This is a genomic window from Bacillus cereus group sp. BfR-BA-01380, assembly GCF_022663535.1.
GTDB classification, from domain to species: Bacteria; Bacillota; Bacilli; order Bacillales; family Bacillaceae_G; genus Bacillus_A; species Bacillus_A cereus_BB.
Map to the genome: position 1 here is coordinate 15,230 of NZ_JAKUFS010000030.1, position 26,611 is coordinate 41,840.

Genomic DNA, 26,611 nt, shown 5'->3' on the forward strand with positions numbered 1-26,611 from the left:
GAATGAATGATATTTTAATCGTTGATGGCTACAACATTATTGGGGCTTGGGTAGATTTGAGAAAGCTAAGGGATGTAGACTTGCAGGCTTCACGCGACTTACTTATTGATAAAATGGCAGATTATCAAGGGTATACAGGCACGAAAGTTATGATTGTATTTGATGCATATTCTGTTTATGGAATCGAAAAGAAGATGAAGCAAGCGCGCGTTGACGTAATTTTCACAAGAAAGAACCAAACAGCCGATGAGAAAATTGAGCAGCTCGCAATTGAACTACGTAATATTAATACACGTATTTATGTTGCGACGTCTGATTACACAGAGCAGTGGGCTATTTTTGGACAAGGTGCTCTGCGTAAATCAGCGCGCGAGTTAGAGATAGAAGTTCAGGCGATGGAACGAACCGTACGTCATGAAACGAAGAAAACGAAAGAAACACAACCGGCTATGCGGACGATATTTAGTGAGGAAGTTACAGAAAAATTAGAAAAATTAAGACGAGGAGGGCGTTGAAACATTGACGCTCTCTAAGTGCTTACTGTATAATATTGCTAAATAACTAGCGGTCGGAGGGATCAGATTGGAAGTAGACTTCGTAAGCGACAACAATGTTATATTTAGTAGTCTAGAGGATGAAGAGATAGTTGAATTAGTAAGGAAAGGTAATGTAGATGCGCTGGAGTATTTAATTCATAAGTACAAAAACTTTGTTCGTGCAAAATCAAGATCTTATTTTTTAGTTGGTGCTGATCGTGAAGATATTATTCAAGAAGGCATGATTGGGTTATTTAAGGCGATTCGTGATTATAAAGAGGACAAGCTATCTTCTTTTAAGGCTTTTGCGGAATTATGTATTACACGCCAAATTATCACCGCTATTAAAACTGCGACAAGACAGAAACATATTCCTTTAAATTCGTACGTGTCTTTAGACAAACCAATTTATGATGAAGAATCTGATCGAACTCTGTTAGATGTTATATCTGAGGCGAAGATGACGGACCCTGAAGAGATGATTATTAGCCAAGAAGAGTATGTTGATATAGAATCGAAAATATCTGAATTATTAAGCGATTTAGAAAGAAAAGTGCTGTCTTTGTATTTAGATGGAAGATCGTATCAAGAGATTTCAGAGCAATTGAATCGTCATGTAAAATCTATTGATAATGCTCTGCAACGAGTGAAAAGAAAACTAGAACGTTATATGGAAATGAGAGAAACGGCAACTGTTAATGCACCCTCCATTAAGCGAAATATATAAATGCCAATTGAAAAACCAAATACTTTTTAGATAGGAGAAGATATTTGGCTATGCATAGAAGCGGCTAGCTCCTTTTTTATTTTATAAAGCAGCGGCTTATATGTTGGGAAATAAAAATAGATTTATATAGATGCTTCTTAAAGGTATATTAAAATAACAGATTAATATAGAAGAGAGGTTTGTCCTCTCTTCTCCTTTTCTTTTTGAAGTAGATGGGAAGTGTCATTGACATTGTATTTTATTGTATGATACATTTTTAAAGAAATAATGTTACAAGGCTGGTGTAACAGGTGAGAAAAAAAATTGTACTCGCATGTGAAAAGTGTAATAATCGAAACTATTCCACTATGAAAGATACAAGCTCAGTAGAGCGTCTGGAGATAAAGAAATTTTGTAAAACATGCAATGCGCATATGATTCATAAGGAAACAAAATAAATAATCGTAATTATGCACTGGAGGTCCCGGAAATGCGTTTGACGAACTTTTTTGGTGATGTAAGCCGTGAAATGAAAAAAGTAAGTTGGCCGAAAAAAGATGAATTATTCCGTTCGACACTTACTGTAATTGCAACCGTTGTGTTCTGTGCAGTTTTCTTTGCAGTGGTGGATATGGGGATTTCTTCTTTAATTCGTTTAATTCTTGAATAAGAAGCACTTATACATGATATAATGTTAATGTTATTTATACGAACTGTGTAAAAGCCCGGTGAACGGGTTTTTTCATTTGCGCGAAAAAATGTACGTCAGGGAGGGAAGGACGGTTGTCCTAAATCAATGGAAAAACGTTGGTATGTTGTCCATACTTATTCTGGATATGAAAATAAAGTAAAAACGAACCTAGAGAAACGTGTAGAATCAATGGGTATGCAAGATAAGATTTTCCGTGTTATTGTTCCAGAAGAAACAGAAGTAGAAATGAAAAACGGAAAAGAGAAAATAACTAAGAGGAAAGTATTTCCTGGCTACGTATTAGTAGAACTTATCATGACAGATGATTCTTGGTATGTTGTTCGCAATACACCGGGGGTAACGGGGTTTGTTGGTTCTTCTGGATCTGGTTCAAAACCATCTCCACTATTAGAAGAAGAAGTAGTTGTGATTTTAAAACACATGGGAATGGAAAATGAAGTGGTTGACTTTGATTTCGAACTTCATGAGACTGTACGTGTGAATGAAGGCCCATTTGCAAATTATACAGGTGCTATTAATGAAATTGACCTAGAAAAACAAAGGGTTACAGTACTCGTTGATATGTTTGGTCGCGAAACTTCAGTTGAGTTAGATTTCCACCAAATTGAAAAATTATAAAATCAAACTTGAAATGAATTGTAAAAAGTGATAATATCTTTAAGGTCAGTACGTCTTCGGAAACGGAGACGTTTTTTGAGAAAAATTTTATCGCTAAAGATAAAATAAGAAGTGGGAGGGCAAAAAATAATTGCCCATTGACCACATCACGGACTTAAGGAGGTGTGTCTCGTGGCTAAAAAGGTAATTAAAATGGTAAAACTTCAAATTCCTGCAGGTAAAGCTAACCCAGCTCCACCAGTTGGTCCAGCATTAGGACAAGCGGGTGTTAACATCATGGGCTTCTGTAAAGAGTTCAACGCTCGTACAGCAGATCAGGCTGGTCTAATCATTCCTGTTGAAATTACAGTATTTGAAGACCGTTCATTCACTTTCATTACTAAAACTCCTCCTGCTGCTGTTCTTCTTAAGAAAGTAGCTGGTATCGAGTCTGGTTCTGGTGAACCAAACCGTAATAAAGTGGCAACTGTTAAGCGTGATAAAGTTCGCGAAATCGCTGAAACTAAAATGCCTGACCTAAACGCTGCTAGCGTAGAAGCTGCAATGCGTATGGTTGAAGGTACTGCACGCAGTATGGGCATTGTTATCGAAGACTAATTCGATTTGTTTTTTTGTAAAAGAGGTTGCGGGTCTGGAGTTCCAATTCGCAACCTTTATTATCGTAAATGAATGTCGTTTTTTAAATAAAAGGATGGGCGCACATCCTCGATTGTATCGAAAAAAATGCGTAAACGTGGGAGGTTATTCCGCTAAAACCACATTGAGGAGGAAATAAAATGGCTAAAAGAGGTAAAAAGTACGTAGAAGCTGCAAAGCTTGTTGATCGTGCGACTGCTTACTCTGCGACAGAGGCAGTAGAATTAGTAAAGAAAACAAACACAGCTAAATTTGATGCATCTGTAGAAGCTGCATTCCGTTTAGGTGTTGACCCTAAGAAAGCTGACCAACAAATCCGTGGTGCAGTTGTTCTTCCACACGGTACTGGTAAAGTACAACGTGTATTAGTATTCGCTAAAGGCGAAAAACTAAAAGAAGCTGAAGCTGCTGGAGCTGACTTCGTAGGTGATGCAGACTACATCAACAAAATTCAACAAGGTTGGTTTGGCTTTGACGTAGTAGTAGCAACTCCTGACATGATGGGTGAAGTTGGTAAACTTGGTCGTGTATTAGGACCTAAAGGTTTAATGCCAAACCCTAAAACTGGAACAGTTACTTTCGACGTAACAAAAGCAGTTAACGAAATCAAAGCTGGTAAAGTAGAATACCGTGTTGATAAAGCTGGTAACATCCATGTACCAATCGGTAAAGTATCTTTCGAAGATGCAAAATTAGTTGAAAACTTACAAACAATTGCTGATGCGCTTCTGAAAGCTAAGCCAGCTGCTGCAAAAGGTACTTACATGAAGAACGTAACGGTTGCTTCTACAATGGGACCTGGCGTACGCGTTGAAGTTTCTACTATTGCGTAAAAATTGGAAGTTGACTTCACAATGAAGTTCTAATATAATCAACTGTGTTGTGAATTTTAATAGTGTACCGTAGACAGTAGGTGCCAATTTGGCTTAATATCCTACCGAGGTGTAAATATACGGAACGGAATTTTTCTGTGACTATATGCCTCCATGTCTATAACTGGGCACGGAGGCTTTTTAGTGCACTTTCGGTACATCTTCTATATAATCTACAGGAGGTGTAATAACATGACTAAAGCAATCGAAGCAAAACAACATGTTGTAACTGAAATCGCTGGTAAACTTAGCGAAAGTAAATCAACTATCGTTGTTGACTACCGTGGTTTAACAGTATCTGAAGTAACAGAATTACGTAAAGCATTACGTGAAGCTGGCGTTGAGTTCAAAGTTTACAAAAACTCTTTAACTCGTCGTGCTGCAGAAGCTGCTGAACTAACTGAGTTAAATGAATACCTAACAGGACCAAACGCTATCGCGTTCAGTAACGAAGATGTAGTTGCTCCTGCGAAAGTATTAAACGACTTCGCGAAAAATCACGAAGCTTTAGAAATTAAAGCTGGTGTAATCGAAGGTAAACTTGTAACTGTTGATGAAGTTAAAGCTATCGCTACTCTTCCATCACGTGAAGGCTTACTTTCTATGCTTCTTAGCGTTCTTCAAGCTCCAATCCGCAACCTTGCACTTGCTGCAAAAGCTGTTGCTGATCAAAAAGAAGAGCAAGGCGCTTAATTTTTTAAAAGATAATTACGTATTATCGATCAAACAATATGAACTTATTTAATAAGGGAGGATATTTACAATGACTAAAGAACAAATCATTGAAGCAGTTAAAAATATGACTGTATTAGAACTTAACGACTTAGTAAAAGCTATCGAGGAAGAATTCGGCGTAACTGCTGCTGCTCCTGTAGCTGTAATGGGTGGCGCTGCTGGTGAAGCTGCTGCTGAGAAAACTGAATTTGATGTAGTACTTGCTGAAGCGGGCGCTCAAAAAATCAAAGTTATCAAAGTTGTTCGTGAAATCACTGGTCTTGGATTAAAAGAAGCTAAAGAAGTAGTTGACAACACTCCAAAAGCAGTTAAAGAAGGCGTTTCTAAAGACGAAGCTGAAGAAATCAAAGCTAAACTTGAAGAAGTTGGCGCTGTTGTAGAAGTTAAGTAATTAACTTTTGAAGCTTTTAAAAAAAAGCTCGCTCTCATGCGAGCTTTTTTTTTAACTGTAAAGAAAAGAGGTGGCCATATGGCAGACCATTATTTTTCTAACGATCCTTCTAGCAAAAGTGATCGTAAACGTTGGGAATATACGCTCAGAGAATCTCAATTTGTTTTCTTATCTGACCACGGAGTGTTTTCGAAAAATGAAGTAGATTTTGGTTCTCGTCTTTTAATTGAAGCTTTTCAGATGCCAGATGCCCAAGGTGATGTATTGGATGTTGGGTGTGGATATGGTCCAATCGGTTTATCTTTAGCGAAAGAGTTTCAAGAGCGTGTAGTTCATATGGTGGATGTAAATGAAAGGGCGCTCGGGCTTGCGAAAGAAAATGCTGCTAATAATCGGATTGGAAATGTCCAAATTTATCAAAGTAGTGTATATGAAAATGTGAGTGGAGAATACGCTGCTATTCTATCTAATCCGCCAATCCGAGCAGGGAAGCACGTCGTGCATGAGATTCTAGAAAAAGCAGTGGATCATCTTGTGCCGGGCGGAGAGCTTTGGATTGTAATCCAGAAAAAGCAAGGTGCACCATCTGCGGTGAAAAAATTAGAAGAAGTGTTCGATGTTGTGGAAGTCGTAGAAAAGAAAAAAGGCTATTATATCATAAAATCAAAAAAACGTTGACGGTTATTTTTGGTTGTGTTAACATTATAAAATGCCAATATATGATCTTCTGCGTTGAGAACAATGTATATTTTTGCTTCTCTTGGAAAAGATAGTAAAATCAGCAGATTATGAAACAGAATGATGGTTTTCTTATAGAAGCCATTTTTCTTTTTTGAGCAGTTAGAAACACTCAACGTATCTATCTTTTTAGAGAAAAAAGGCTACGTAATTTGCGTTAGTCGTATTTAGTTGTGATTTTGCACATTTTTGTGCATTTATAATACTCTTGATTTGAGGGGTGAAGCAGTTGACAGGTCAACTAGTTCAATACGGACGACACCGCCAACGAAGAAGTTATGCCCGTATTAGTGAGGTATTAGAATTACCAAATCTTATCGAAATTCAAACCTCTTCTTATCAGTGGTTTCTTGATGAGGGTTTGCGAGAAATGTTCCAAGACATTTCTCCGATTGAGGACTTTACGGGAAATCTATCGCTTGAATTTATCGACTACAGTTTAGGTGAACCGAAATATTCTGTAGAAGAATGTAAAGAGCGTGACGTGACGTATGCAGCACCACTTCGTGTAAAAGTGCGTCTAATCAATAAAGAAACTGGTGAAGTAAAAGAGCAAGATGTGTTCATGGGGGATTTCCCGCTCATGACAGAGACAGGAACATTTGTAATTAACGGTGCAGAACGCGTTATCGTTTCTCAGTTAGTTCGTTCACCAAGTGTATACTACAACGGAAAAGTGGACAAAAACGGAAAACGCGGATTTACTGCTACTGTAATTCCAAACCGCGGAGCATGGTTGGAATATGAAACAGATGCTAAGGATGTTGTTTATGTGCGTATCGATCGTACGCGTAAATTACCTGTAACTGTTTTGTTACGCGCATTAGGGTTTGGCTCTGATCAAGAAATCACCGAATTGATAGGTGATAACGAATACTTAAGCAATACGCTAGAAAAAGATAACACGGATAGCACAGAAAAAGCATTGCTTGAAATTTATGAGCGTCTACGTCCAGGCGAACCACCAACAGTAGAAAACGCAAAGAGCTTGCTTGTTTCTCGCTTCTTTGATCCAAAACGTTATGATCTAGCGAATGTAGGTCGCTACAAAATTAATAAGAAATTACACATCAAAAACAGATTGTTTAACCAACGTTTAGCTGAAACTTTAGTGGATCCTGAGACAGGTGAAATTTTAGCAGCAGAAGGAACAGTCTTAGATCGTCGTACATTAGATCGCATTTTACCTTACTTAGAAAAGAACATTGGCTTTAAAACAGCGAAGCCGATGGGCGGAGTGGTAGAAGGCGAGGTTGAATTACAATCTATTAAGATTTATGCTCCAGATGCAGATGGAGAGCGCTCTATCAATATTATTGGTAATGCGAATATCGATCGCGATGTAAAGCATATTACACCAGGCGATATTATTGCATCTATTAGCTATTTCTTTAATCTTCTATATAAAGTAGGAGACACAGACGATATTGACCATTTAGGAAACCGTCGCCTACGTTCTGTAGGGGAATTGTTACAAAATCAATTCCGTATCGGTCTTTCTCGTATGGAGCGTGTTGTTCGTGAAAGAATGTCAATTCAAGATACAAATGCAATTACACCGCAAGCGTTAATTAATATTCGCCCAGTTATTGCATCTATTAAAGAGTTCTTCGGTAGCTCTCAGTTATCTCAGTTCATGGATCAAACAAACCCATTGGCAGAGTTAACGCATAAACGAAGACTATCTGCATTAGGACCTGGTGGTTTAACGCGTGAGCGCGCAGGCTTTGAAGTGCGTGACGTTCACTACTCACACTATGGTCGTATGTGTCCAATTGAAACACCTGAGGGACCAAACATCGGTTTGATCAACTCTCTATCTTCGTTTGCGAAAGTAAATGAATTTGGTTTCATTGAAACACCATATCGCCGTGTTGATCCAGAAACTGGACGTGTAACAAAACGTGTAGATTACTTAACAGCTGATGAACAAGATAACTATGTTGTTGCCCAAGCAAACGCACGTTTATCTGAAGAGGGAGATTTCCTTGATGAAGACGTTGTAGCGCGTTTCCGCGATGAGAACGTTGTAGTAAAACGTGAACGTATCGACTACATGGATATCTCTCCAAAACAGGTTGTGTCTGCTGCGACAGCTTGTATTCCGTTCTTAGAAAACGATGACTCGAACCGTGCACTAATGGGTGCGAACATGCAACGTCAAGCGGTTCCACTTATGAATCCAGAATCTCCAATTGTAGGTACTGGTATGGAGTACGTATCGGCGAAGGATTCAGGGGCTGCAGTAATTTGTAAACATCCTGGTATCGTTGAACGTGTAGAAGCTCGCGAAGTTTTGGTACGTCGTTATATCGAAGTAGACGGTCAACAAGTAAAAGGTGACTTAGATCGCTACAAAATGTTGAAATTCATCCGTTCTAACCAAGGAACTTGTTACAACCAACGTCCAATCGTAAGTGTTGGTGATGAAGTTGTAAAAGGTGAGATTCTTGCAGACGGTCCTTCTATGGAAAAAGGTGAACTTGCACTTGGTCGTAACGTGCTTGTTGGCTTTATGACATGGGATGGTTATAACTACGAGGATGCGATCATTATGAGTGAGCGCCTTGTAAAAGATGATGTGTACACTTCTATTCATATTGAAGAGTATGAATCTGAAGCTCGTGATACAAAGCTAGGACCAGAAGAAATTACACGAGACATTCCAAACGTAGGTGAAGATGCGCTTCGCAACCTTGATGAGCGCGGTATTATCCGCATCGGTGCAGAAGTAAAAGATGGAGACTTGCTTGTTGGTAAAGTAACGCCAAAAGGTGTAACAGAGTTAACAGCAGAAGAACGTCTATTACATGCAATCTTTGGTGAGAAAGCTCGTGAAGTACGTGATACATCACTACGTGTACCACACGGTGGTGGCGGTATTATCTTAGACGTAAAAGTATTTAACCGTGAAGATGGCGATGAATTGCCACCAGGTGTGAATCAACTTGTACGTGCATATATCGTTCAAAAACGTAAAATTTCTGAAGGTGACAAGATGGCCGGTCGTCACGGTAACAAAGGTGTTATCTCCCGTATTTTACCGGAAGAAGATATGCCTTACTTACCAGACGGCACACCAATCGATATCATGTTAAACCCATTAGGGGTACCATCTCGTATGAATATCGGTCAGGTGTTAGAGCTTCATCTTGGTATGGCAGCAAGATATCTTGGTATCCACGTTGCAACGCCAGTATTCGATGGTGCCCGTGAGGAAGATGTATGGGGAACAATTGAAGAAGCTGGTATGGCGCGTGATGCGAAGACAATTTTATACGATGGACGTACTGGTGAACCGTTCGACAACCGCGTATCTGTTGGTGTCATGTATATGATTAAACTTGCACACATGGTTGACGATAAACTTCATGCTCGTTCTACTGGACCATACTCACTTGTAACGCAGCAACCTCTTGGAGGTAAAGCACAGTTCGGTGGACAGCGTTTCGGTGAGATGGAGGTTTGGGCACTTGAAGCTTATGGTGCTGCATATACTCTTCAAGAAATCTTAACAGTTAAGTCGGATGATGTTGTTGGTCGTGTGAAAACGTACGAATCGATTGTAAAAGGCGAAAACGTTCCAGAGCCAGGTGTTCCTGAATCATTCAAAGTATTGATTAAGGAATTACAAAGTTTAGGTATGGATGTTAAGATGATGTCTAGCGACGATACGGAAATTGAAATGCGTGATGTGGATGACGATGATCATCAATCTGCAGATAAATTAAATGTCGAAGTTGAGACAACGAAGGAATAATTGGGATAACCTGTAGATTAAAAGGGAGGTAGGCCCCTTGATAGATGTAAACAACTTTGAATATATGAAGATTGGACTTGCATCACCAGACAAAATTCGCTCTTGGTCATATGGGGAAGTAAAAAAACCCGAAACGATAAACTATCGTACATTGAAACCAGAGAAAGACGGTTTGTTCTGTGAGCGTATTTTCGGTCCAACAAAAGACTGGGAATGTCATTGTGGTAAATATAAACGTGTCCGTTATAAAGGTGTAGTTTGTGATCGATGCGGCGTTGAAGTAACGCGTGCGAAAGTTCGTCGTGAACGTATGGGTCATATTGAATTAGCTGCTCCTGTATCTCATATTTGGTATTTCAAAGGTATCCCAAGCCGCATGGGACTTGTCTTAGACATGTCCCCTCGTGCGCTTGAAGAAGTAATTTATTTCGCTTCTTATGTGGTAACAGAAAGCGGGGATACACCGCTTGATAAGAAGCAACTTCTTTCGGAGAAAGAATACCGTGCGTATCGCGATAGATACGGAAACTCTTTCCAAGCTTCTATGGGCGCAGAAGCAATTAAGAAGTTATTACAAGATATCGATTTAGATAAAGAAGTAGACTTCTTAAAAGAAGAGTTAAAAACAGCACAAGGACAACGCCGTACGCGTGCTATTAAACGTCTAGAAGTATTAGAGGCATTCCGTAACTCTGGAAACGAACCATCTTGGATGATTCTAGATGTTCTTCCAGTTATCCCACCAGAACTTCGCCCGATGGTACAGTTAGATGGTGGACGTTTTGCAACTTCTGACTTAAACGACCTATATCGTCGTGTAATTAACCGTAACAATCGTTTGAAACGTTTATTGGACTTAGGTGCACCAAGCATTATTGTCCAAAACGAAAAGCGCATGTTACAAGAAGCAGTAGATGCTTTAATTGATAACGGTCGTCGTGGTCGTCCAGTTACTGGACCTGGTAACCGTCCGTTAAAATCTCTTTCACATATGTTAAAAGGTAAGCAAGGACGCTTCCGTCAAAACTTATTAGGTAAACGTGTTGACTACTCTGGTCGTTCCGTTATCGTTGTAGGACCGAACTTAAAAATGTACCAATGCGGTCTGCCAAAAGAAATGGCGCTTGAATTGTTCAAACCTTTCGTTATGAAAGAGTTAGTAGGAAAAGGCTTAGCGCACAACATTAAGAGTGCGAAACGTAAAATTGAACGAGTACAACCTGAAGTTTGGGATGTTTTAGAGTCTGTAATTAAAGAACACCCTGTACTTTTAAACCGTGCTCCAACGCTTCACCGTCTTGGTATTCAAGCGTTTGAACCTACATTGGTAGAAGGTCGTGCAATTCGTCTACATCCACTTGTATGTACTGCATACAACGCGGACTTTGACGGTGACCAAATGGCGGTTCACGTTCCGTTATCATCAGAAGCACAAGCAGAAGCTCGTCTTCTTATGTTAGCTGCACAAAACATCTTGAACCCGAAAGACGGAAAACCAGTTGTTACACCGTCTCAGGATATGGTATTAGGTAACTACTACTTAACGCTTGAACGTGCGGGTGCAATTGGTGAAGGTATGATTTTCAAAGATACGAATGAAGCAATACTTGCATACCAAAACGGATATGTACACTTGCATACTCGTGTTGCTGTTGCAGCAAGCTCTGTAAACAACGAAACGTTCACAGAAGAGCAAAACAGCAAGCTGTTGTTAACAACAGTTGGTAAGCTAATATTCAATGAAATCTTACCGAAATCATTCCCTTACATTAACGAACCAACAAAAACAAACTTGGAGAAAGAAACTCCAGTAGAATACTTTGTTGAAAAGGGTTCTAACGTAAGAGAAATTATAGCTAGCCGCGAAGAAGTGGCGCCATTTAGCAAGAAAATTCTTGGTAATATCATTGCTGAAGTATTTAAACGTTTCAAGATTACAGAAACGTCTCGTATGCTTGATCGTATGAAAAACCTAGGATTTAAATACTCTACAAAAGCTGGTATTACAGTTGGGGTAGCGGATATTCTTGTATTAGGTGAAAAAGAAGAAATCTTGCATGAAGCGCAAGCAAAAGTAGATACAGTAATTAAACAATTCCGTCGTGGTTTAATCACGGAAGAAGAACGTTATGATCGCGTTATCTCTATTTGGAGTAATGCAAAAGACGTTATCCAAGGAAAACTGATGAAAACTCTAGATAAGCGCAACCCGATCTTCATGATGAGTGATTCTGGTGCCCGTGGTAACGCATCGAACTTTACTCAGCTTGCTGGTATGCGTGGTTTGATGGCCAACCCGTCTGGACGTATCATCGAACTTCCAATCAAATCAAGTTTCCGTGAAGGTTTAACGGTACTTGAGTACTTCATCTCTACGCATGGTGCGCGTAAGGGTCTTGCCGATACAGCACTTAAAACTGCCGATTCTGGTTACTTAACACGTCGTCTTGTTGACGTTGCACAAGATGTTATCGTTCGTGAAGATGATTGTGGAACAGATCGCGGTTTATTAATCGGTGCAATTAAAGAAGGAAACGAAATTATCGAGTCCTTATACGACCGTCTTGTAGGACGTTTCGCAAGAAAAACTGTGAAGCATCCAGAAACAGGCGAAGTATTAGTTCGTGAAAATGAATTAATTACAGAAGATATCGCTCATATCATTGAAAAAGCAGGCGTTGAACAACTGTACATCCGTTCTGCATTTACATGTAACACACGTCACGGTGTATGTAAGAAATGTTACGGTCGTAACTTAGCTACTGGTACAGATGTAGAAGTAGGCGAAGCGGTTGGTATTATCGCAGCTCAATCTATCGGTGAGCCAGGTACACAGTTAACGATGCGTACATTCCATACAGGTGGGGTTGCTGGAGACGATATCACACAAGGTTTACCGCGTATTCAAGAGATTTTCGAAGCGCGTAATCCGAAAGGTCAAGCGGTTATCAGTGAGATCGATGGTGTTGTTGCAGCGATTAACGATGTGAAAGATCGCCAAGAAGTTGTTGTACAAGGTGATGTAGAAGCTCGTACGTATACAATTCCTTATGGCGCTCGTTTAAAAGTAGCTCCAGGACACCGCATCGAACATGGTAAAGAACTTACTGAAGGTTCTATCGATCCGAAAGAATTACTGAAAGTAACAGATATTACAGCAGTTCAAGAATACTTGCTTCGTGAAGTACAAAAAGTATACCGTATGCAAGGGGTAGAAATTGGTGATAAGCACGTTGAAGTAATGGTTCGCCAAATGCTTCGAAAAGTTCGTGTAATCGATGCTGGTGAAACAGACGTATTACCAGGAACGTTACTTGATATCCATCAATTTACAGATGCAAATGCGAAAGTGTTGCTTCAAGGCAAACAACCAGCAACAGCACGTCCAATCCTTCTTGGTATTACGAAGGCTTCACTTGAAACAGATTCATTCTTATCTGCAGCATCATTCCAAGAAACAACTCGCGTGTTAACTGATGCAGCAATTAAAGGTAAGCGTGATGAACTTCTTGGTCTGAAAGAAAATGTTATTATCGGTAAACTTGTTCCAGCTGGTACAGGTATGAATCGTTACCGTAAAGTAGATCTTGTAAAAACAGCACAAGCAGAAATAAATGTAGAAAATGACGAAGTTTACGTAGAAAACTAAAATTTTCCGTCGTAAATTTTGTATAAAAAAGATAATCCTAGTTGACATGATGTAATGCAAAATGTTAATATAAGCAAGGTTGCTCCTAAATAAATGTTGAATGTGATTCAACACGGTATAGTTAGAACGTTGTCGTAGCTTTTAGCAAGACAACATAACATACTTTTTCAAAACTGGATCTCAACATGAAAATGAGTGAGATGCAAGTAGGAGCTTCAGTGATAGGAATAACAAGTTAAAACTGTTTTTGTGAGGAGAGAGCATTTGCTCTTCCTTGCAAAAACTTTGTTTTCAACTAATAATGAACCACCTGGATATGTGGTCATACAAACGTGCGAAGGGAGGATAAATTAATGCCTACTATTAACCAATTAGTGAGAAAAGGTCGTACTGATAAAGTATGGAAATCTAAATCACCTGCGTTAAACAAAGGTTTCAACTCTTTAAAGAAAAAAGCAACTGATATCTCTGCACCTCAAAAACGTGGTGTATGTACTCGTGTTGGTACAATGACTCCAAAGAAACCGAACTCAGCGTTACGTAAATACGCTCGTGTACGTTTAACAAATGGTATCGAGGTAACAGCATACATCCCAGGTATCGGTCATAACTTACAAGAGCACAGCGTAGTATTAATTCGCGGTGGTCGTGTAAAAGACTTACCAGGGGTACGTTACCACATCGTTCGTGGTGCGCTTGACACAGCTGGTGTTGACAAACGTATGCAAGGACGTTCTAAATATGGTACTAAGAGACCAAAAGCAGCTAAGAAATAATAAAACTGAACTGAAAGGAGGAACTCAATATGCCTCGTAAAGGACCTGTTGCGAAACGTGACGTGTTACCAGATCCAATGTACAATTCTAAACTTGTAACACGCCTAATCAACAAAATGATGGTTGACGGTAAAAAAGGTAAATCTCAAACAATTCTTTATAATGCGTTCGATATCGTTCGCGAACGTACTGGTAACGAACCAATGGAAGTGTTCGAGCAAGCTCTTAAGAACATTATGCCTGTTCTTGAAGTACGCGCTCGTCGTGTTGGTGGTGCTAACTACCAAGTTCCAGTTGAGGTTCGTCCAGAACGCCGTACAACTTTAGGTCTTCGCTGGTTAGTAAACTACGCTCGTCTTCGTGGTGAAAAAACTATGGAAGAGCGTTTAGCTTACGAAATCTTAGATGCAGCTAACAACTCTGGTGCATCTGTTAAGAAACGTGAAGACACTCATAAAATGGCAGAAGCTAACAAAGCATTTGCTCATTACCGTTGGTAGGATTCAACGCAAAATAATTGTAAGCATAGACCGCTTTATTTGTCGCTTATGGAAGTGTGGAGAGGGAGAATGCCTCTCCCTTTCATTGGGCGCTCGTTTTACATAATGAGGGTACTGGACATACTGACATATGTAACAAAATAAAGTGGCTTTTTTGCTACTTAAAATAAAATAATCCAATCCATATTAGGAAGGAGAAAGACACCAAATGACTAGAGAGTTCTCCTTAGAAAACACTCGTAATATTGGTATCATGGCTCACATCGATGCTGGTAAAACAACAGCAACTGAGCGTATCCTGTACTACACAGGCCGCATTCACAAAATCGGTGAAACTCACGAAGGTGCATCTCAGATGGACTGGATGGAGCAAGAACAAGAGCGTGGTATCACAATTACTTCTGCAGCAACTACAGCCCAATGGAAAGGTCACCGTGTAAACATCATTGACACTCCAGGACACGTAGACTTCACTGTAGAAGTAGAACGTTCTTTACGCGTACTTGATGGTGCGGTAGCAGTACTTGACGCGCAATCTGGTGTAGAACCACAAACAGAAACTGTTTGGCGCCAAGCAACTACTTACGGCGTACCACGTATCGTGTTCGTTAACAAAATGGACAAGATCGGTGCAGACTTCTTATATTCTGTAGGAACAATTCATGACCGTTTACAAGCAAACGCACATCCAATTCAGTTACCAATCGGTGCTGAGGATCAGTTTACTGGAATTATCGACCTTGTTGAAGAGTGTGCATACATGTACACAAACGACTTAGGAACAGATATCCAACGTATTGACATCCCTGCAGAACATAAAGAATTAGCTGATGAATATCGCGGAAAACTTATTGAAGCGGTAGCAGAGCTTGATGAAGAAATGATGATGAAGTACCTAGAAGGTGAAGAAATCACTGTAGAAGAGCTTAAAGCTGGTATCCGTAAGGCTACAACTTCTGTAGAATTCTTCCCAGTAATCTGTGGTTCTGCATTCAAAAATAAAGGTGTTCAAATTCTGTTAGATGCAGTTATCGACTACCTTCCATCTCCATTAGACGTACCTGCTATTAAAGGTACTCTTCCGGATACAGAGGAAGAAGTAGAACGTCATTCTAGCGATGAAGAGCCTTTCGCAGCATTAGCATTCAAAATCATGACTGACCCTTATGTTGGTAAGTTAACATTCTTCCGTGTGTACTCTGGTGTGTTAAACTCTGGATCATATGTGAAAAACTCAACTAAAGGTAAGCGTGAGCGTGTAGGTCGTATCCTACAAATGCACGCAAACAGCCGTGAAGAGATTTCAACAGTTTATGCTGGAGACATCGCTGCTGCTGTAGGGTTAAAAGATACTACAACTGGTGATACTCTTTGTGACGAGAAGAGCCTTGTTATCCTTGAGTCTATGGAATTCCCAGAGCCAGTTATCTCTGTAGCTATCGAACCAAAATCTAAAGCTGACCAAGATAAAATGGGTACAGCATTATCTAAGCTTTCTGAAGAAGATCCAACATTCCGTGCTCACACTGACCAAGAAACTGGCCAAACAATCATCGCTGGTATGGGTGAACTTCACCTTGATATCATCGTTGATCGTATGCGCCGTGAATTCAAAGTGGAAGCAAACGTTGGCGCTCCTCAGGTAGCATACCGTGAGACTTTCCGCGCTGCTGCGAAAGTTGAAGGTAAGTTCGCTCGTCAATCTGGTGGTCGTGGACAATTCGGTCACGTTTGGATTGAGTTCGAACCTAACGAAGAAGGTAAAGGATTCGAGTTCCAAAACAAGATCGTCGGTGGTGTAGTTCCACGTGAATACATCCCAGCTGTTGGAGCGGGTCTTGAAGATGCACTTAAAAATGGTGTACTTGCAGGGTATCCTCTAGTAGACATTAAAGCTGCATTAGTTGACGGATCTTACCATGATGTTGACTCCTCTGAGATGGCGTTCAAAATCGCTGCATCTATGGCACTTAAAGCTGCGGTTTCTAAATGCAACCCAGTAATTCTTGAGCCAATGATGAAAGTTGAAGTTGTAATTCCTGAAGAGTACATGGGTGACATTATGGGTGACGTAACTTCTCGCCGTGGACGCGTAGAAGGTATGGAAGCTCGTGGTAACGCACAAGTAGTTCGTGCGATGGTTCCACTTTCTGAAATGTTCGGTTATGCAACGGCTCTACGTTCTAACACGCAAGGTCGTGGAACATTCTCAATGACATTTGATCATTATGAAGAAGTACCGAAGTCTATTTCAGAAGAAATTGTTAAAAAAAATAAAGGTGAATAATTGATTTTTATCGATTGTTCAAGTATAACTACTTATGTAAGCTTAGAAAGCGGGGCTTAGGCCCCTTACTTTCTAGTCTAAATATAAAATAATCTATATAACTAAGGAGGAATTTAGAATGGGAAAAGCTAAATTCGAACGTTCTAAACCACATGTTAACATTGGTACAATCGGCCACGTTGACCATGGTAAAACTACATTAACTGCTGCTATCACTACAGTTCTTGCAAAAGCTGGTGGTGCTGAAGCGAAAGGTTACGACCAAATCGATGCTGCTCCAGAAGAAAGAGAGCGCGGTATCACAATCTCAACTGCACACGTTGAGTATGAAACTGAAACTCGTCACTATGCACACGTTGACTGCCCAGGCCATGCTGACTATGTTAAAAACATGATCACTGGTGCTGCTCAAATGGACGGCGGTATCTTAGTAGTATCTGCTGCTGATGGCCCAATGCCTCAAACTCGTGAGCACATCCTTCTTTCTCGTCAAGTAGGTGTTCCTTACATCGTTGTATTCTTAAACAAATGCGACATGGTTGACGACGAAGAGTTATTAGAATTAGTAGAAATGGAAGTTCGCGATCTATTATCTGAATACGACTTCCCAGGCGATGATATCCCTGTAGTTAAAGGTTCTGCTCTTAAAGCTCTTCAAGGAGATGCTGAGTGGGAAGCAAAAATCATCGAATTAATGGCTGAAGTTGATTCTTATATCCCAACTCCAGAACGTGACACTGAAAAAGCATTCTTAATGCCTGTTGAGGACGTGTTCTCTATCACAGGTCGTGGTACAGTTGCTACAGGTCGTGTAGAGCGCGGTGTAGTTAAAGTTGGTGACGTAGTAGAAATCATCGGTTTTGAAGAAGAAAACAAATCTACAACTGTAACTGGTGTAGAAATGTTCCGTAAGCTTCTTGATCAAGCTCAAGCTGGAGACAACATCGGTGCTTTACTTCGTGGGGTTGCTCGTGAAGACATCCAACGTGGACAAGTTCTTGCTAAAACTGGCTCTGTAAAAGCTCACGCTAAATTCAAAGCTGAAGTTTTCGTTTTATCTAAAGAAGAAGGTGGACGTCACACTCCATTCTTCGCTAACTACCGCCCACAATTCTATTTCCGTACAACTGACGTAACTGGTATCATCCAATTACCAGAAGGTACTGAAATGGTAATGCCTGGCGACAACATCGAAATGACTATCGAGCTTATCGCTCCAATCGCGATCGAAGAAGGAACTAAGTTCTCTATTCGTGAAGGTGGACGTACAGTAGGTTACGGCGTAGTTGCAACTATCGTTGAGTAATCTTAACTGATATATGAAACCCAAGGGATTTTCCCTTGGGTTTTTTATTTATAATAAATAAAACCTATTTTTAAGTTTTGACGAGTTTCTTCTATTAATATATAAAATGCAAAACTCTTCAACCAAAAACTGTAAAAAGAATTACAACAGATGAAAACTTGAAATTCGTTAAAGTACCATGTATAATAGCAAAAGTACAGTAAATGACGATGTGCACAAATAAAGTGTTGCATCTAGGCTAGAAACATTGTATAATAAACAATGTTGGTCTTTGACTGCGATGAAGTGGAAGGTTGCTGACACACCCGGCCGCTTTGCCATGGCGAGTGTGTGGAAATTTCCATGGAGAATGTCTATTTTAAAAATAGGCGAAAGAAGGAGGGAAAATAATGGCAAAAGAAAAAATTCGTATTCGTTTAAAAGCTTACGATCACCGTATTCTTGATCAATCAGCTGAGAAAATTGTAGAAACAGCTAAACGTTCTGGGGCGACAGTTTCTGGTCCAATCCCATTACCAACTGAAAAAACTGTTTACACGATTCTTCGTGCGGTTCATAAATACAAAGATTCTCGTGAGCAATTCGAAATGCGCACGCACAAACGTCTAATCGACATCGTGAGCCCTACTCCACAAACAGTAGACTCTTTAATGCGTTTAGACTTACCATCTGGTGTAGATATCGAAATCAAACTATAATTTATATAAGTTAAAATGTAGGAGGTGTAACTCATGACCAAAGGAATCTTAGGAAAAAAGATCGGTATGACTCAAGTATTTGCTGAAAACGGCGAGCTAATTCCTGTAACTGTTATCGAAGCGACTCCAAACGTTGTCCTTCAAAAGAAAACTGTTGAAACTGATGGCTACAATGCAATTCAGTTAGGTTTTGCTGACAAACGCGAAAAATTAGCTAACAAACCTGAACAAGGTCACGTTGCTAAAGCAACTACTGCTCCTAAGCGCTTCATTCGCGAACTTCGCGATGCAGACGTGGAAGGACAAGAAGTTGGTCAAGAGGTAAAAGTAGAAGTTTTCGCTGCAGGTGAAACTGTAGACGTAACAGGTATTTCTAAAGGCAAAGGTTTCCAAGGTGCTATTAAACGCCACGGACAATCTCGCGGACCTATGTCTCATGGTTCTCGTTATCACCGTCGTCCTGGTTCAATGGGCCCTGTTGCTCCGAACCGTGTATTCAAAGGCAAAAAACTTGCTGGACGTATGGGTGGAGACCAAGTTACTATCCAAAACTTAGAAATCGTTCAAGTTGATGTTGAACGTAACTTACTGTTAGTAAAAGGCAACGTTCCTGGCGCTAAGAAATCTCTTGTAGTTGTTCGTAGTGCTGTTAAGGCTAGCAAATAATTCTCTATAAGAAAGGAGGAACCCCAATGCCAAAAGTAAAGTTATTTAACCAAACTGGTTCTGAAGTTGGTGAAATCCAATTAGCTGAAACTATTTTCGGTATCGAACCAAACGAAGCTGTACTTTTTGAAGCAGTAATGATGCAACGTGCATCTTTACGTCAAGGTACACATAAAGTAAAAACTCGCTCTGAAGTGCGCGGTGGAGGTCGCAAACCATGGCGTCAAAAAGGAACTGGACGTGCTCGTCAAGGTTCTATCCGCTCTCCTCAATGGCGCGGTGGTGGTACGGTATTCGGACCTACACCAAGAAGCTATGCATACAAACTACCTAAAAAAGTTCGTCGCTTAGCTATTAAATCTGCATTAGCTACTAAAGTAGTTGAGAACAACATCGTAGTTCTTGAAGACTTAGTGTTAAATGCACCAAAAACAAAAGACATGGTGGCAGTTCTTAAAGGATTAACTGTTGAGAAGAAAGCTCTTATCGTAACTGCTGATGTAAACGAAGCAGTTGAGTTATCTGCTCGCAATATTCCTGGAGTAACAGTAATCACTGCTGATGGCGTAAACGTTTTAGACGTGCTTCATCATGATAAGCTAATCATGACAAAAGCGGCAGTGGAAAAAGTAGAGGAGGTGCTTGCATAATGAAAGATCCTCGTGATATCATTAAGCGCCCAGTTATCACTGAACGTTCTATGGAAATGATGGCTGAAAAAAAATACACGTTCGATGTGGACGTTAAAGCTAATAAAACGGAAGTTAAAGATGCTGTAGAAGCGATCTTTGGTGTTGAAGTTGAGAAAGTAAATATCATGAACTACAAACCAAAAGCAAAACGTGTTGGTCGTCACGCTGGTTTTACTAACCGTCGTCGTAAAGCAATCGTTAAGCTTACTGCTGACAGCAAAGAAATCGAGATCTTCCAAGGAGTTTAATTCTTACTAAAGAAGGAGGGAAAATCAGATGGCAATCAAAAAGTATAATCCAACTACTAACGGTCGTCGTAACATGACTACGAATGATTTCGCTGAAATCACGACTGATAGACCGGAAAAATCATTACTTGCGCCTTTAAGCAAAAAGGCTGGACGTAATAACCAAGGTAAAATTACTGTACGTCACCAAGGTGGCGGACACAAGCGTCAATACCGTATCATCGACTTCAAACGTAACAAAGATGGAATTCCTGGACGCGTTGCTACGATCGAATACGATCCAAACCGCTCTGCGAATATCGCATTAATTAACTACGTTGACGGTGAAAAACGTTACATCCTTGCTCCTAAAAACTTAGAAGTAGGTATGGAAATCATGTCTGGCCCAGAGGCTGACATTAAAATCGGTAACGCATTACCATTAATCAACATTCCAGTAGGTACAGTTGTTCATAACATCGAGCTTAAACCAGGTCGCGGTGGACAATTAGTTCGTTCTGCTGGTACATCTGCTCAAGTACTTGGTAAAGAAGGTAAATACGTACTTGTACGTTTAACTTCTGGTGAAGTACGCTTAGTTCTAGCTACTTGCCGCGCTACAGTAGGTCAAGTAGGTAATGAACACCATGAGCTTATTAAAATTGGTAAAGCGGGTCGTTCTCGCTGGTTAGGCAAGCGCCCAACTGTTCGTGGTTCTGTAATGAACCCATGTGATCACCCACACGGTGGTGGTGAAGGTCGCTCACCAATCGGACGTAAGTCTCCAATGTCTCCATGGGGTAAACCAACTCTTGGATTCAAAACTCGTAAGAAAAATAAAGCGTCTGACAAATTCATCGTTCGTCGTCGTAAAAAATAATGGGGTTGTAGTACGGTTCATTTTTAGAACCGTACGGCAATCACGAAGGGAGGCACCAAAATGGCTCGTAGCTTGAAAAAAGGACCATTTGTCGATGATCATTTAATGAACAAAATTGCAAAGTTAAATGAAACTGAGCAAAAGCAAGTTGTAAAAACTTGGTCTCGTCGTTCAACGATCTTCCCACAGTTTATTGGTCATACAATCGCTGTATATGATGGTCGTAAACACGTTCCTGTATACGTAACTGAAGATATGGTAGGCCACAAGTTAGGTGAGTTCGCACCAACTCGTACGTACAAAGGTCATGATGCTGACGATAAGAAAACTAGAAGATAATGAGAGGAGGCACTTCAATGCAAGCTAAAGCAGTAGCGAGAACAGTTCGTATTGCTCCTCGTAAAGTTCGTTTAGTAGTAGACTTAATCCGAGGTAAGCAAGTGGGTGAAGCGATTGCTATCCTTAACCACACACCAAAAACTGCTTCTCCAGTTGTAGAAAAAGTTTTAAAATCTGCAATCGCAAACGCAGAGCATAACTACGAAATGGATGTAAACAACTTAGTTGTAGAAAAAGTTTTCGTTGACGAAGGTCCAACGTTAAAACGTTTCCGTCCACGTGCAATGGGTCGTGCTAGCCAAATTAACAAGCGCACAAGCCACATCACAGTTGTGGTATCTGAAAAGAAGGAGGGATAATCGATGGGTCAAAAGGTTCATCCAGTTGGTCTTCGCGTCGGTATCATTCGCGATTGGGAATCTCGTTGGTACGCTGAAAAAGACTACGCTACATTCTTACATGAAGACATCAAAATTCGTGAATACATTAACGTTCGCTTAAAAGATTCTGCTGTTTCTAAAGTAGAAATCGAGCGTGCGGCAAATCGTGTAAATGTTACAATTCACACGGCAAAACCTGGTATGGTAATTGGTAAAGGTGGTACAGAAGTTGAAGCACTTCGTAAAGCTCTTAACCAATTAACAGGTAAACGTGTACACATCAACATTTTAGAAGTTAAGAGAGCTGATCTTGACGCTAAATTAGTAGGCGAAAACATTGCTCGTCAATTAGAAAACCGTGTATCTTTCCGTCGTGCACAAAAGCAAGCAATTCAACGTGCTATGCGTGCAGGAGCTAAAGGTATTAAAACACAGGTTTCTGGTCGTCTTGGCGGAGCTGATATCGCTCGTGCAGAATCTTACAGTGAAGGAACTGTTCCACTTCATACACTTCGCGCTGATATTGACTATGCAACAGCTGAAGCTGATACAACGTACGGTAAATTAGGTGTAAAAGTATGGATCTACCGTGGAGAAGTCCTTCCTACAAAAAAGAAAGCTTCTGAGGAAGGAGGAAAATAATATGTTAATGCCTAAACGCGTAAAATATCGTAGAGAGCATCGTGGTAAAATGCGTGGTCGTGCAAAAGGTGGCGCTGAAGTACATTTTGGTGAGTTTGGTTTACAATCTCAAGAAGCATCTTGGATTACAAACCGTCAAATCGAAGCAGCTCGTCGTGCAATGACTCGTTATATGAAACGTGGCGGTCAAGTTTGGATTAAAATTTTCCCTTCTAAACCTTACACTGCTAAGCCTCTAGAAGTACGTATGGGTTCCGGTAAAGGGGCTCCTGAAGGTTGGGTAGCGGTTGTAAAACCTGGAAAGGTTATGTTTGAAATCGCGGGTGTATCTGAAGAAGTAGCACGCGAAGCATTACGTCTTGCAGCTCACAAATTACCAGTGAAATGTAAATTCGTAAAACGTGAAGAAAATGGTGGTGAATCTAATGAAAACTAATGATATTCGTGAGTTAACCACTGCTGAAATCGAAACAAAAGTTAAAGCTTTAAAGGAAGAGTTGTTTAATCTTCGCTTCCAACTTGCTACAGGACAATTAGAGAATCCAACACGCATCCGTGAAGTGCGTAAAGCGATTGCTCGTATGAAAACTGTAGTTCGTGAAAGAGAGATCGGAATTAATCGATAAATTGAGGGGAGGTTTGCAAAGTGAGCGAACGTAACCAACGCAAAGTTTATACTGGTCGTGTTGTTTCTGACAAAATGGACAAAACGATTACAGTTTTAGTTGAAACTTACAAAACTCATTCCTTGTACGGAAAACGCGTTAAGTATTCTAAGAAGTACAAAGCGCATGATGAGCAAAACCAAGCAAAAGTTGGCGATATCGTAAAAATCATGGAAACTCGCCCGCTTTCTGCTACTAAGCGTTTCCGTTTAGTTGAAATCGTTGAAGAAGCGGTTATTATCTAAATAGACGAATCGGAATTTTAAGTCCGAAGGGAGGTTTCATAACATGATCCAACAAGAATCTCGTTTGAGAGTAGCTGACAACTCTGGCGCACGTGAACTTTTAACAATCAAAGTATTAGGTGGCTCTGGTCGCAAATACGCAAACATCGGTGATATTATCGTTGCTACGGTAAAACAAGCAACACCAGGTGGCGTTGTTAAAAAAGGTGACGTTGTTAAAGCAGTAGTAGTACGTACGAAGAGCGGTGCTCGTCGTCCAGACGGTTCTTACATCAAATTTGATGAAAACGCAGCGGTTATCATTAAAGACGATAAGAGCCCACGTGGTACTCGTATCTTCGGACCAGTAGCTCGTGAATTACGTGATAACAACTTCATGAAGATCGTTTCTTTAGCTCCAGAAGTTCTATAATTTAAGGTATTGCCTTGCTAAGGAGGTGCAGAAGTAAGATGCATGTAAAAAAAGGTGATAAAGTACAGGTAATCAGTGGTAAAGACAAAGGGAAACAAGGTGTTATCCTTGCAGCTTTTCCGAAAGAAAGCCGTGTTATCGTTGAGGGTGTTAACATCGTTAAAAAGCACTCTAAGCCATCACAATTAAATCCACAAGGTGGAATTATCACGAAAGAAGCAGCTATCCACGTATCTAATGTTATGCCATTAGATCCTAAAACAGGTGTACCTACTCGTGTAGGTTACAAAGTGGAAGATGGTAAAAAAGTTCGTGTTGCAAAAAAATCTGGTGAATCATTAGATAAATAAGTTCAATATGAAAGGAGGTCCCTTCATTGAATCGCCTTAAAGAGAAATTCCAAAAAGAAATTACTCCTGCTCTTATGAGCAAGTTTAACTATAAATCTGTTATGGAAGTACCGAAAATCGAAAAGATCGTAATCAACACTGGTGTTGGTGACGCGGTATCCAATTCTAAAGCATTAGACAGTGCTGTAGAAGAATTAACTCAAATCGCAGGTCAAAAGCCTGTTGTAACTCGCGCTAAAAAATCTATCGCAGGTTTCCGTCTTCGTGAGGGTATGCCTATCGGTGCAAAGGTTACTTTACGCGGCGAGCAAATGTATGAGTTCTTCGACAAATTAGTATCAGTTTCTTTACCACGTGTACGTGATTTCCGTGGTGTTTCTAAGAAATCTTTCGATGGTCGTGGTAACTACACATTAGGTGTTAAAGAGCAATTAATTTTCCCTGAGATTGATTATGATAAAGTGAGCAAAGTTCGTGGTATGGACATCGTAATCGTTACTACAGCGAAAACTGATGAAGAAGCTCGTGAACTTTTAACACAATTCGGTATGCCATTCCAAAAATAATGGAAGCCAACGCTAAGTAGAGGAGGCGAAAACGTGGCTAAAAAATCTATGATTGCGAAACAAAAGCGTACTCCTAAGTTTAAAGTACAAGACTATACACGTTGCGAGCGCTGCGGTCGTCCGCATTCTGTATACCGCAAATTTAAACTTTGCCGTATTTGTTTCCGTGAACTTGCATATAAAGGTCAAATTCCTGGTGTTAAAAAAGCTAGTTGGTAATCCCCACAAATGGGAAGGAGGTAAAACATATGGTGATGACAGATCCAATTGCAGATATGCTTACTCGCATCCGTAATGCGAACATGGTACGTCATGAGAAATTAGAAGTTCCTGCTTCTAAAATCAAAAAAGAAATCGCTGAAATCTTAAAACGTGAAGGTTTCATTCGTGATGTGGAATACATCGAGGATAACAAACAAGGTATCCTTCGCATTTTCCTAAAATACGGTGTAAACAACGAACGTGTAATCACTGGATTAAAGCGTATTAGTAAGCCTGGCTTACGCGTTTATGCAAAAGCTGACGAAGTACCACGTGTACTTAACGGATTAGGTATTGCACTTGTTTCTACATCTAAGGGCGTAATGACTGACAAAGAAGCTCGTCAATTACAAACTGGTGGAGAAGTAGTAGCATACGTTTGGTAATATATATTTAAAACGAACGGAGGTGTGACCACATGTCTCGTATTGGTAAAAAGATTCTTGAAATCCCTGCAGGTGTTACAGTTACAGTAGCAGAAAATAATACAGTAACTGTAAAAGGCCCTAAAGGTGAATTAACTCGTACTTTCAATGCTGATATGGTTATCAAAATTGAAGAAAATATCTTAACAGTAGAACGTCCTACTGAACAGAAAGAACACCGTGCATTACACGGAACAACTCGTGCTCTTCTAGGAAACATGGTTGAAGGTGTAACTACAGGTTTCGCTCGCGGACTTGAATTAATCGGTGTTGGTTACCGTGCACAAAAACAAGGTGACAAACTTGTATTAAACGTAGGTTACTCTCACCCAGTTGAGATGACTCCAGAAGCTGGTCTTGAAGTTGAAGTTCCTGCTCCTACAAAGATCGTAATTAAAGGTATCGACAAGCAACGTGTTGGCGAATTCGCTGCTAACATTCGCGCTGTACGTGCTCCAGAGCCATATAAAGGCAAAGGTATTCGTTACGAAGGCGAAGTTGTACGTCGTAAAGAAGGTAAAACTGCTAAGTAAACCCGTTAGGTGAAAGAAAGGAGTGACAAGAATGATCACTAAACCTGATAAAAATGCGGTTCGTAAGAAAAGACATGCGCGTGTACGTGCAAAACTTACTGGTACAGCTGAACGTCCACGTTTAAACGTGTTCCGTTCTAATCAACACATTTACGCTCAAGTAATTGATGATGTAAACGGTGTAACATTAGTAAGTGCGTCTACTCTTGATAAAGAACTTACTCTTAACGGTACAAGCAACATCGAGGCTGCTACTAAAGTTGGCGAAATCGTTGCTAAACGTGCTGTAGAGAAAGGCGTTAAAGAAGTAGTATTTGATCGCGGCGGTTACTTATACCATGGTCGTGTTAAAGCTTTAGCTGAAGCTGCTCGTGAGGCTGGCTTACAATTTTAATGGTCAAAGGAGGG

The 26,611-nt window shown here is 40.3% G+C and carries 34 protein-coding genes and 1 other annotated feature; all 34 genes read left to right on the forward strand.

Annotated features, from left to right (window positions below; all coding sequences use genetic code 11):
- Window positions 1-2 precede the first annotated feature (2 nt).
- The 34 genes from MR076_RS21440 to rplR all read left to right on the forward strand — a co-directional run bounded on the left by MR076_RS21440 (window position 3) and on the right by rplR (window position 26,597).
- Complete coding sequence (locus MR076_RS21440) at window positions 3-515, forward strand: NYN domain-containing protein (protein ID WP_242224035.1); 513 nt, start codon at window positions 3-5, stop codon at window positions 513-515.
- Between the two features lie 67 nt (window positions 516-582).
- On the forward strand, window positions 583-1,263 hold the full coding sequence (locus tag MR076_RS21445; RefSeq protein ID WP_277928573.1) for an RNA polymerase factor sigma-70: 681 nt from the start codon (window positions 583-585) through the stop codon (window positions 1,261-1,263).
- Between the two features lie 290 nt (window positions 1,264-1,553).
- Window positions 1,554-1,700 (forward strand): 50S ribosomal protein L33, encoded by a 147-nt coding sequence (gene rpmG, locus MR076_RS21450; RefSeq protein WP_242224036.1) that lies wholly within the window; start codon window positions 1,554-1,556, stop codon window positions 1,698-1,700.
- Between the two features lie 32 nt (window positions 1,701-1,732).
- Complete coding sequence (secE, locus tag MR076_RS21455) at window positions 1,733-1,912, forward strand: preprotein translocase subunit SecE (RefSeq protein WP_020062280.1); 180 nt, start codon at window positions 1,733-1,735, stop codon at window positions 1,910-1,912.
- A 126-nt stretch (window positions 1,913-2,038) separates the two neighbouring features.
- Window positions 2,039-2,572 (forward strand): transcription termination/antitermination protein NusG, encoded by a 534-nt coding sequence (gene nusG / locus MR076_RS21460; RefSeq protein WP_035433735.1) that lies wholly within the window; start codon window positions 2,039-2,041, stop codon window positions 2,570-2,572.
- A gap of 171 nt (window positions 2,573-2,743) precedes the next feature.
- A complete protein-coding gene (gene rplK / locus MR076_RS21465) occupies window positions 2,744-3,169 on the forward strand; it encodes a 50S ribosomal protein L11 (protein ID WP_001085872.1) in 426 nt (141 codons plus the stop codon).
- A 179-nt stretch (window positions 3,170-3,348) separates the two neighbouring features.
- Window positions 3,349-4,041 (forward strand): 50S ribosomal protein L1, encoded by a 693-nt coding sequence (rplA, locus tag MR076_RS21470; protein WP_242224038.1) that lies wholly within the window; start codon window positions 3,349-3,351, stop codon window positions 4,039-4,041.
- 49 nt (window positions 4,042-4,090) lie between these two features.
- Window positions 4,091-4,232 (forward strand) — a sequence feature (ribosomal protein L10 leader region).
- A 40-nt stretch (window positions 4,233-4,272) separates the two neighbouring features.
- On the forward strand, window positions 4,273-4,773 hold the full coding sequence (gene rplJ, locus MR076_RS21475; RefSeq protein WP_242224040.1) for a 50S ribosomal protein L10: 501 nt from the start codon (window positions 4,273-4,275) through the stop codon (window positions 4,771-4,773).
- Window positions 4,774-4,843: 70 nt separating this feature from the next.
- Window positions 4,844-5,206 (forward strand): 50S ribosomal protein L7/L12, encoded by a 363-nt coding sequence (gene rplL, locus MR076_RS21480; RefSeq protein ID WP_242224043.1) that lies wholly within the window; start codon window positions 4,844-4,846, stop codon window positions 5,204-5,206.
- A 78-nt stretch (window positions 5,207-5,284) separates the two neighbouring features.
- Window positions 5,285-5,884 carry a class I SAM-dependent methyltransferase gene (locus MR076_RS21485; RefSeq protein ID WP_242224044.1) on the forward strand — a complete coding sequence of 200 codons (600 nt, stop codon included), beginning with the start codon at window positions 5,285-5,287 and terminating at the stop codon, window positions 5,882-5,884.
- 289 nt (window positions 5,885-6,173) lie between these two features.
- The gene (gene rpoB, locus MR076_RS21490; protein WP_242224046.1) at window positions 6,174-9,704 is read left to right on the forward strand and encodes a DNA-directed RNA polymerase subunit beta; all 3,531 of its coding nucleotides are present in this window, start codon (window positions 6,174-6,176) and stop codon (window positions 9,702-9,704) included.
- A 37-nt stretch (window positions 9,705-9,741) separates the two neighbouring features.
- Window positions 9,742-13,353: a DNA-directed RNA polymerase subunit beta' gene (gene rpoC, locus MR076_RS21495; RefSeq protein ID WP_242224047.1), complete on the forward strand. Its 3,612-nt coding sequence runs from the start codon at window positions 9,742-9,744 to the stop codon at window positions 13,351-13,353.
- Between the two features lie 353 nt (window positions 13,354-13,706).
- Window positions 13,707-14,129: a 30S ribosomal protein S12 gene (gene rpsL / locus MR076_RS21500; RefSeq protein WP_035433722.1), complete on the forward strand. Its 423-nt coding sequence runs from the start codon at window positions 13,707-13,709 to the stop codon at window positions 14,127-14,129.
- 29 nt (window positions 14,130-14,158) lie between these two features.
- Window positions 14,159-14,629 (forward strand): 30S ribosomal protein S7, encoded by a 471-nt coding sequence (gene rpsG / locus MR076_RS21505; RefSeq protein WP_035433720.1) that lies wholly within the window; start codon window positions 14,159-14,161, stop codon window positions 14,627-14,629.
- Between the two features lie 208 nt (window positions 14,630-14,837).
- A complete protein-coding gene (gene fusA, locus MR076_RS21510; RefSeq protein WP_242224048.1) occupies window positions 14,838-16,916 on the forward strand; it encodes an elongation factor G in 2,079 nt (692 codons plus the stop codon).
- Between the two features lie 118 nt (window positions 16,917-17,034).
- Window positions 17,035-18,222 carry an elongation factor Tu gene (gene tuf / locus MR076_RS21515; protein ID WP_035433717.1) on the forward strand — a complete coding sequence of 396 codons (1,188 nt, stop codon included), beginning with the start codon at window positions 17,035-17,037 and terminating at the stop codon, window positions 18,220-18,222.
- A gap of 389 nt (window positions 18,223-18,611) precedes the next feature.
- On the forward strand, window positions 18,612-18,920 hold the full coding sequence (gene rpsJ / locus MR076_RS21520; protein ID WP_001040596.1) for a 30S ribosomal protein S10: 309 nt from the start codon (window positions 18,612-18,614) through the stop codon (window positions 18,918-18,920).
- A gap of 33 nt (window positions 18,921-18,953) precedes the next feature.
- The gene (gene rplC / locus MR076_RS21525; RefSeq protein ID WP_230576168.1) at window positions 18,954-19,586 is read left to right on the forward strand and encodes a 50S ribosomal protein L3; all 633 of its coding nucleotides are present in this window, start codon (window positions 18,954-18,956) and stop codon (window positions 19,584-19,586) included.
- A gap of 26 nt (window positions 19,587-19,612) precedes the next feature.
- Window positions 19,613-20,236: a 50S ribosomal protein L4 gene (gene rplD / locus MR076_RS21530; RefSeq protein WP_035433714.1), complete on the forward strand. Its 624-nt coding sequence runs from the start codon at window positions 19,613-19,615 to the stop codon at window positions 20,234-20,236.
- On the forward strand, window positions 20,236-20,526 hold the full coding sequence (gene rplW / locus MR076_RS21535) for a 50S ribosomal protein L23 (protein ID WP_035433713.1): 291 nt from the start codon (window positions 20,236-20,238) through the stop codon (window positions 20,524-20,526). Before rplD ends, rplW begins: the two co-directional genes overlap by 1 nt.
- Before the next feature lie 28 nt (window positions 20,527-20,554).
- On the forward strand, window positions 20,555-21,385 hold the full coding sequence (gene rplB, locus MR076_RS21540; RefSeq protein ID WP_035433711.1) for a 50S ribosomal protein L2: 831 nt from the start codon (window positions 20,555-20,557) through the stop codon (window positions 21,383-21,385).
- Between the two features lie 60 nt (window positions 21,386-21,445).
- Window positions 21,446-21,724, forward strand: coding sequence for a 30S ribosomal protein S19 (gene rpsS, locus MR076_RS21545; protein ID WP_020062296.1), 279 nt, complete (start codon window positions 21,446-21,448; stop codon window positions 21,722-21,724).
- A 17-nt stretch (window positions 21,725-21,741) separates the two neighbouring features.
- A complete protein-coding gene (gene rplV / locus MR076_RS21550) occupies window positions 21,742-22,083 on the forward strand; it encodes a 50S ribosomal protein L22 (RefSeq protein ID WP_011983250.1) in 342 nt (113 codons plus the stop codon).
- A gap of 3 nt (window positions 22,084-22,086) precedes the next feature.
- Complete coding sequence (gene rpsC / locus MR076_RS21555; RefSeq protein WP_035433709.1) at window positions 22,087-22,746, forward strand: 30S ribosomal protein S3; 660 nt, start codon at window positions 22,087-22,089, stop codon at window positions 22,744-22,746.
- Window position 22,747: 1 nt separating this feature from the next.
- The gene (gene rplP / locus MR076_RS21560; RefSeq protein WP_242224049.1) at window positions 22,748-23,182 is read left to right on the forward strand and encodes a 50S ribosomal protein L16; all 435 of its coding nucleotides are present in this window, start codon (window positions 22,748-22,750) and stop codon (window positions 23,180-23,182) included.
- The gene (rpmC, locus tag MR076_RS21565; protein ID WP_000855718.1) at window positions 23,172-23,372 is read left to right on the forward strand and encodes a 50S ribosomal protein L29; all 201 of its coding nucleotides are present in this window, start codon (window positions 23,172-23,174) and stop codon (window positions 23,370-23,372) included. The genes rplP and rpmC overlap by 11 nt, the downstream gene beginning before the upstream one ends.
- A gap of 20 nt (window positions 23,373-23,392) precedes the next feature.
- Window positions 23,393-23,656 (forward strand): 30S ribosomal protein S17, encoded by a 264-nt coding sequence (gene rpsQ / locus MR076_RS21570; RefSeq protein ID WP_011983253.1) that lies wholly within the window; start codon window positions 23,393-23,395, stop codon window positions 23,654-23,656.
- 43 nt (window positions 23,657-23,699) lie between these two features.
- A complete protein-coding gene (rplN, locus tag MR076_RS21575; RefSeq protein WP_098917213.1) occupies window positions 23,700-24,068 on the forward strand; it encodes a 50S ribosomal protein L14 in 369 nt (122 codons plus the stop codon).
- A 38-nt stretch (window positions 24,069-24,106) separates the two neighbouring features.
- Window positions 24,107-24,418 (forward strand): 50S ribosomal protein L24, encoded by a 312-nt coding sequence (gene rplX, locus MR076_RS21580; protein ID WP_035433707.1) that lies wholly within the window; start codon window positions 24,107-24,109, stop codon window positions 24,416-24,418.
- A gap of 26 nt (window positions 24,419-24,444) precedes the next feature.
- Window positions 24,445-24,984: a 50S ribosomal protein L5 gene (rplE, locus tag MR076_RS21585; protein WP_020062301.1), complete on the forward strand. Its 540-nt coding sequence runs from the start codon at window positions 24,445-24,447 to the stop codon at window positions 24,982-24,984.
- Between the two features lie 33 nt (window positions 24,985-25,017).
- Window positions 25,018-25,203, forward strand: a complete 186-nt coding sequence (gene rpsN / locus MR076_RS21590) for a 30S ribosomal protein S14 (RefSeq protein ID WP_020062302.1) — start codon at window positions 25,018-25,020, stop codon at window positions 25,201-25,203.
- Between the two features lie 29 nt (window positions 25,204-25,232).
- Window positions 25,233-25,631 (forward strand): 30S ribosomal protein S8, encoded by a 399-nt coding sequence (gene rpsH / locus MR076_RS21595; protein WP_035433706.1) that lies wholly within the window; start codon window positions 25,233-25,235, stop codon window positions 25,629-25,631.
- 32 nt (window positions 25,632-25,663) lie between these two features.
- Window positions 25,664-26,203 carry a 50S ribosomal protein L6 gene (gene rplF / locus MR076_RS21600; RefSeq protein ID WP_035433705.1) on the forward strand — a complete coding sequence of 180 codons (540 nt, stop codon included), beginning with the start codon at window positions 25,664-25,666 and terminating at the stop codon, window positions 26,201-26,203.
- A 31-nt stretch (window positions 26,204-26,234) separates the two neighbouring features.
- A complete protein-coding gene (gene rplR / locus MR076_RS21605) occupies window positions 26,235-26,597 on the forward strand; it encodes a 50S ribosomal protein L18 (protein WP_035433703.1) in 363 nt (120 codons plus the stop codon).
- The last annotated feature ends 14 nt before the right edge of the window (window positions 26,598-26,611 follow it).

What these genes read in the sequence shown, in the direction of transcription:
- tuf (WP_035433717.1), top strand. Translation starts at nt 17,035, where the DNA reads ATGGGAAAAGCTAAATTCGAACGTTCTAAACCACATGTTAACATTGGT.
- rplR (WP_035433703.1), top strand. Translation starts at nt 26,235, where the DNA reads ATGATCACTAAACCTGATAAAAATGCGGTTCGTAAGAAAAGACATGCG.
- nusG (WP_035433735.1), top strand. Translation starts at nt 2,039, where the DNA reads ATGGAAAAACGTTGGTATGTTGTCCATACTTATTCTGGATATGAAAAT.
- rpsG (WP_035433720.1), top strand. Translation starts at nt 14,159, where the DNA reads ATGCCTCGTAAAGGACCTGTTGCGAAACGTGACGTGTTACCAGATCCA.
- rplN (WP_098917213.1), top strand. Translation starts at nt 23,700, where the DNA reads ATGATCCAACAAGAATCTCGTTTGAGAGTAGCTGACAACTCTGGCGCA.
- rpsC (WP_035433709.1), top strand. Translation starts at nt 22,087, where the DNA reads ATGGGTCAAAAGGTTCATCCAGTTGGTCTTCGCGTCGGTATCATTCGC.
- MR076_RS21440 (WP_242224035.1), top strand. Translation starts at nt 3, where the DNA reads ATGAATGATATTTTAATCGTTGATGGCTACAACATTATTGGGGCTTGG.
- rplP (WP_242224049.1), top strand. Translation starts at nt 22,748, where the DNA reads ATGTTAATGCCTAAACGCGTAAAATATCGTAGAGAGCATCGTGGTAAA.
- rplX (WP_035433707.1), top strand. Translation starts at nt 24,107, where the DNA reads ATGCATGTAAAAAAAGGTGATAAAGTACAGGTAATCAGTGGTAAAGAC.
- rplW (WP_035433713.1), top strand. Translation starts at nt 20,236, where the DNA reads ATGAAAGATCCTCGTGATATCATTAAGCGCCCAGTTATCACTGAACGT.
- rplB (WP_035433711.1), top strand. Translation starts at nt 20,555, where the DNA reads ATGGCAATCAAAAAGTATAATCCAACTACTAACGGTCGTCGTAACATG.
- MR076_RS21485 (WP_242224044.1), top strand. Translation starts at nt 5,285, where the DNA reads ATGGCAGACCATTATTTTTCTAACGATCCTTCTAGCAAAAGTGATCGT.
- rplD (WP_035433714.1), top strand. Translation starts at nt 19,613, where the DNA reads ATGCCAAAAGTAAAGTTATTTAACCAAACTGGTTCTGAAGTTGGTGAA.
- rpsJ (WP_001040596.1), top strand. Translation starts at nt 18,612, where the DNA reads ATGGCAAAAGAAAAAATTCGTATTCGTTTAAAAGCTTACGATCACCGT.
- rplJ (WP_242224040.1), top strand. Translation starts at nt 4,273, where the DNA reads ATGACTAAAGCAATCGAAGCAAAACAACATGTTGTAACTGAAATCGCT.
- rpsH (WP_035433706.1), top strand. Translation starts at nt 25,233, where the DNA reads ATGGTGATGACAGATCCAATTGCAGATATGCTTACTCGCATCCGTAAT.
- rpsL (WP_035433722.1), top strand. Translation starts at nt 13,707, where the DNA reads ATGCCTACTATTAACCAATTAGTGAGAAAAGGTCGTACTGATAAAGTA.
- rplV (WP_011983250.1), top strand. Translation starts at nt 21,742, where the DNA reads ATGCAAGCTAAAGCAGTAGCGAGAACAGTTCGTATTGCTCCTCGTAAA.
- rpsS (WP_020062296.1), top strand. Translation starts at nt 21,446, where the DNA reads ATGGCTCGTAGCTTGAAAAAAGGACCATTTGTCGATGATCATTTAATG.
- rplL (WP_242224043.1), top strand. Translation starts at nt 4,844, where the DNA reads ATGACTAAAGAACAAATCATTGAAGCAGTTAAAAATATGACTGTATTA.
- rplF (WP_035433705.1), top strand. Translation starts at nt 25,664, where the DNA reads ATGTCTCGTATTGGTAAAAAGATTCTTGAAATCCCTGCAGGTGTTACA.
- fusA (WP_242224048.1), top strand. Translation starts at nt 14,838, where the DNA reads ATGACTAGAGAGTTCTCCTTAGAAAACACTCGTAATATTGGTATCATG.
- rpmC (WP_000855718.1), top strand. Translation starts at nt 23,172, where the DNA reads ATGAAAACTAATGATATTCGTGAGTTAACCACTGCTGAAATCGAAACA.
- rplA (WP_242224038.1), top strand. Translation starts at nt 3,349, where the DNA reads ATGGCTAAAAGAGGTAAAAAGTACGTAGAAGCTGCAAAGCTTGTTGAT.
- rplC (WP_230576168.1), top strand. Translation starts at nt 18,954, where the DNA reads ATGACCAAAGGAATCTTAGGAAAAAAGATCGGTATGACTCAAGTATTT.
- secE (WP_020062280.1), top strand. Translation starts at nt 1,733, where the DNA reads ATGCGTTTGACGAACTTTTTTGGTGATGTAAGCCGTGAAATGAAAAAA.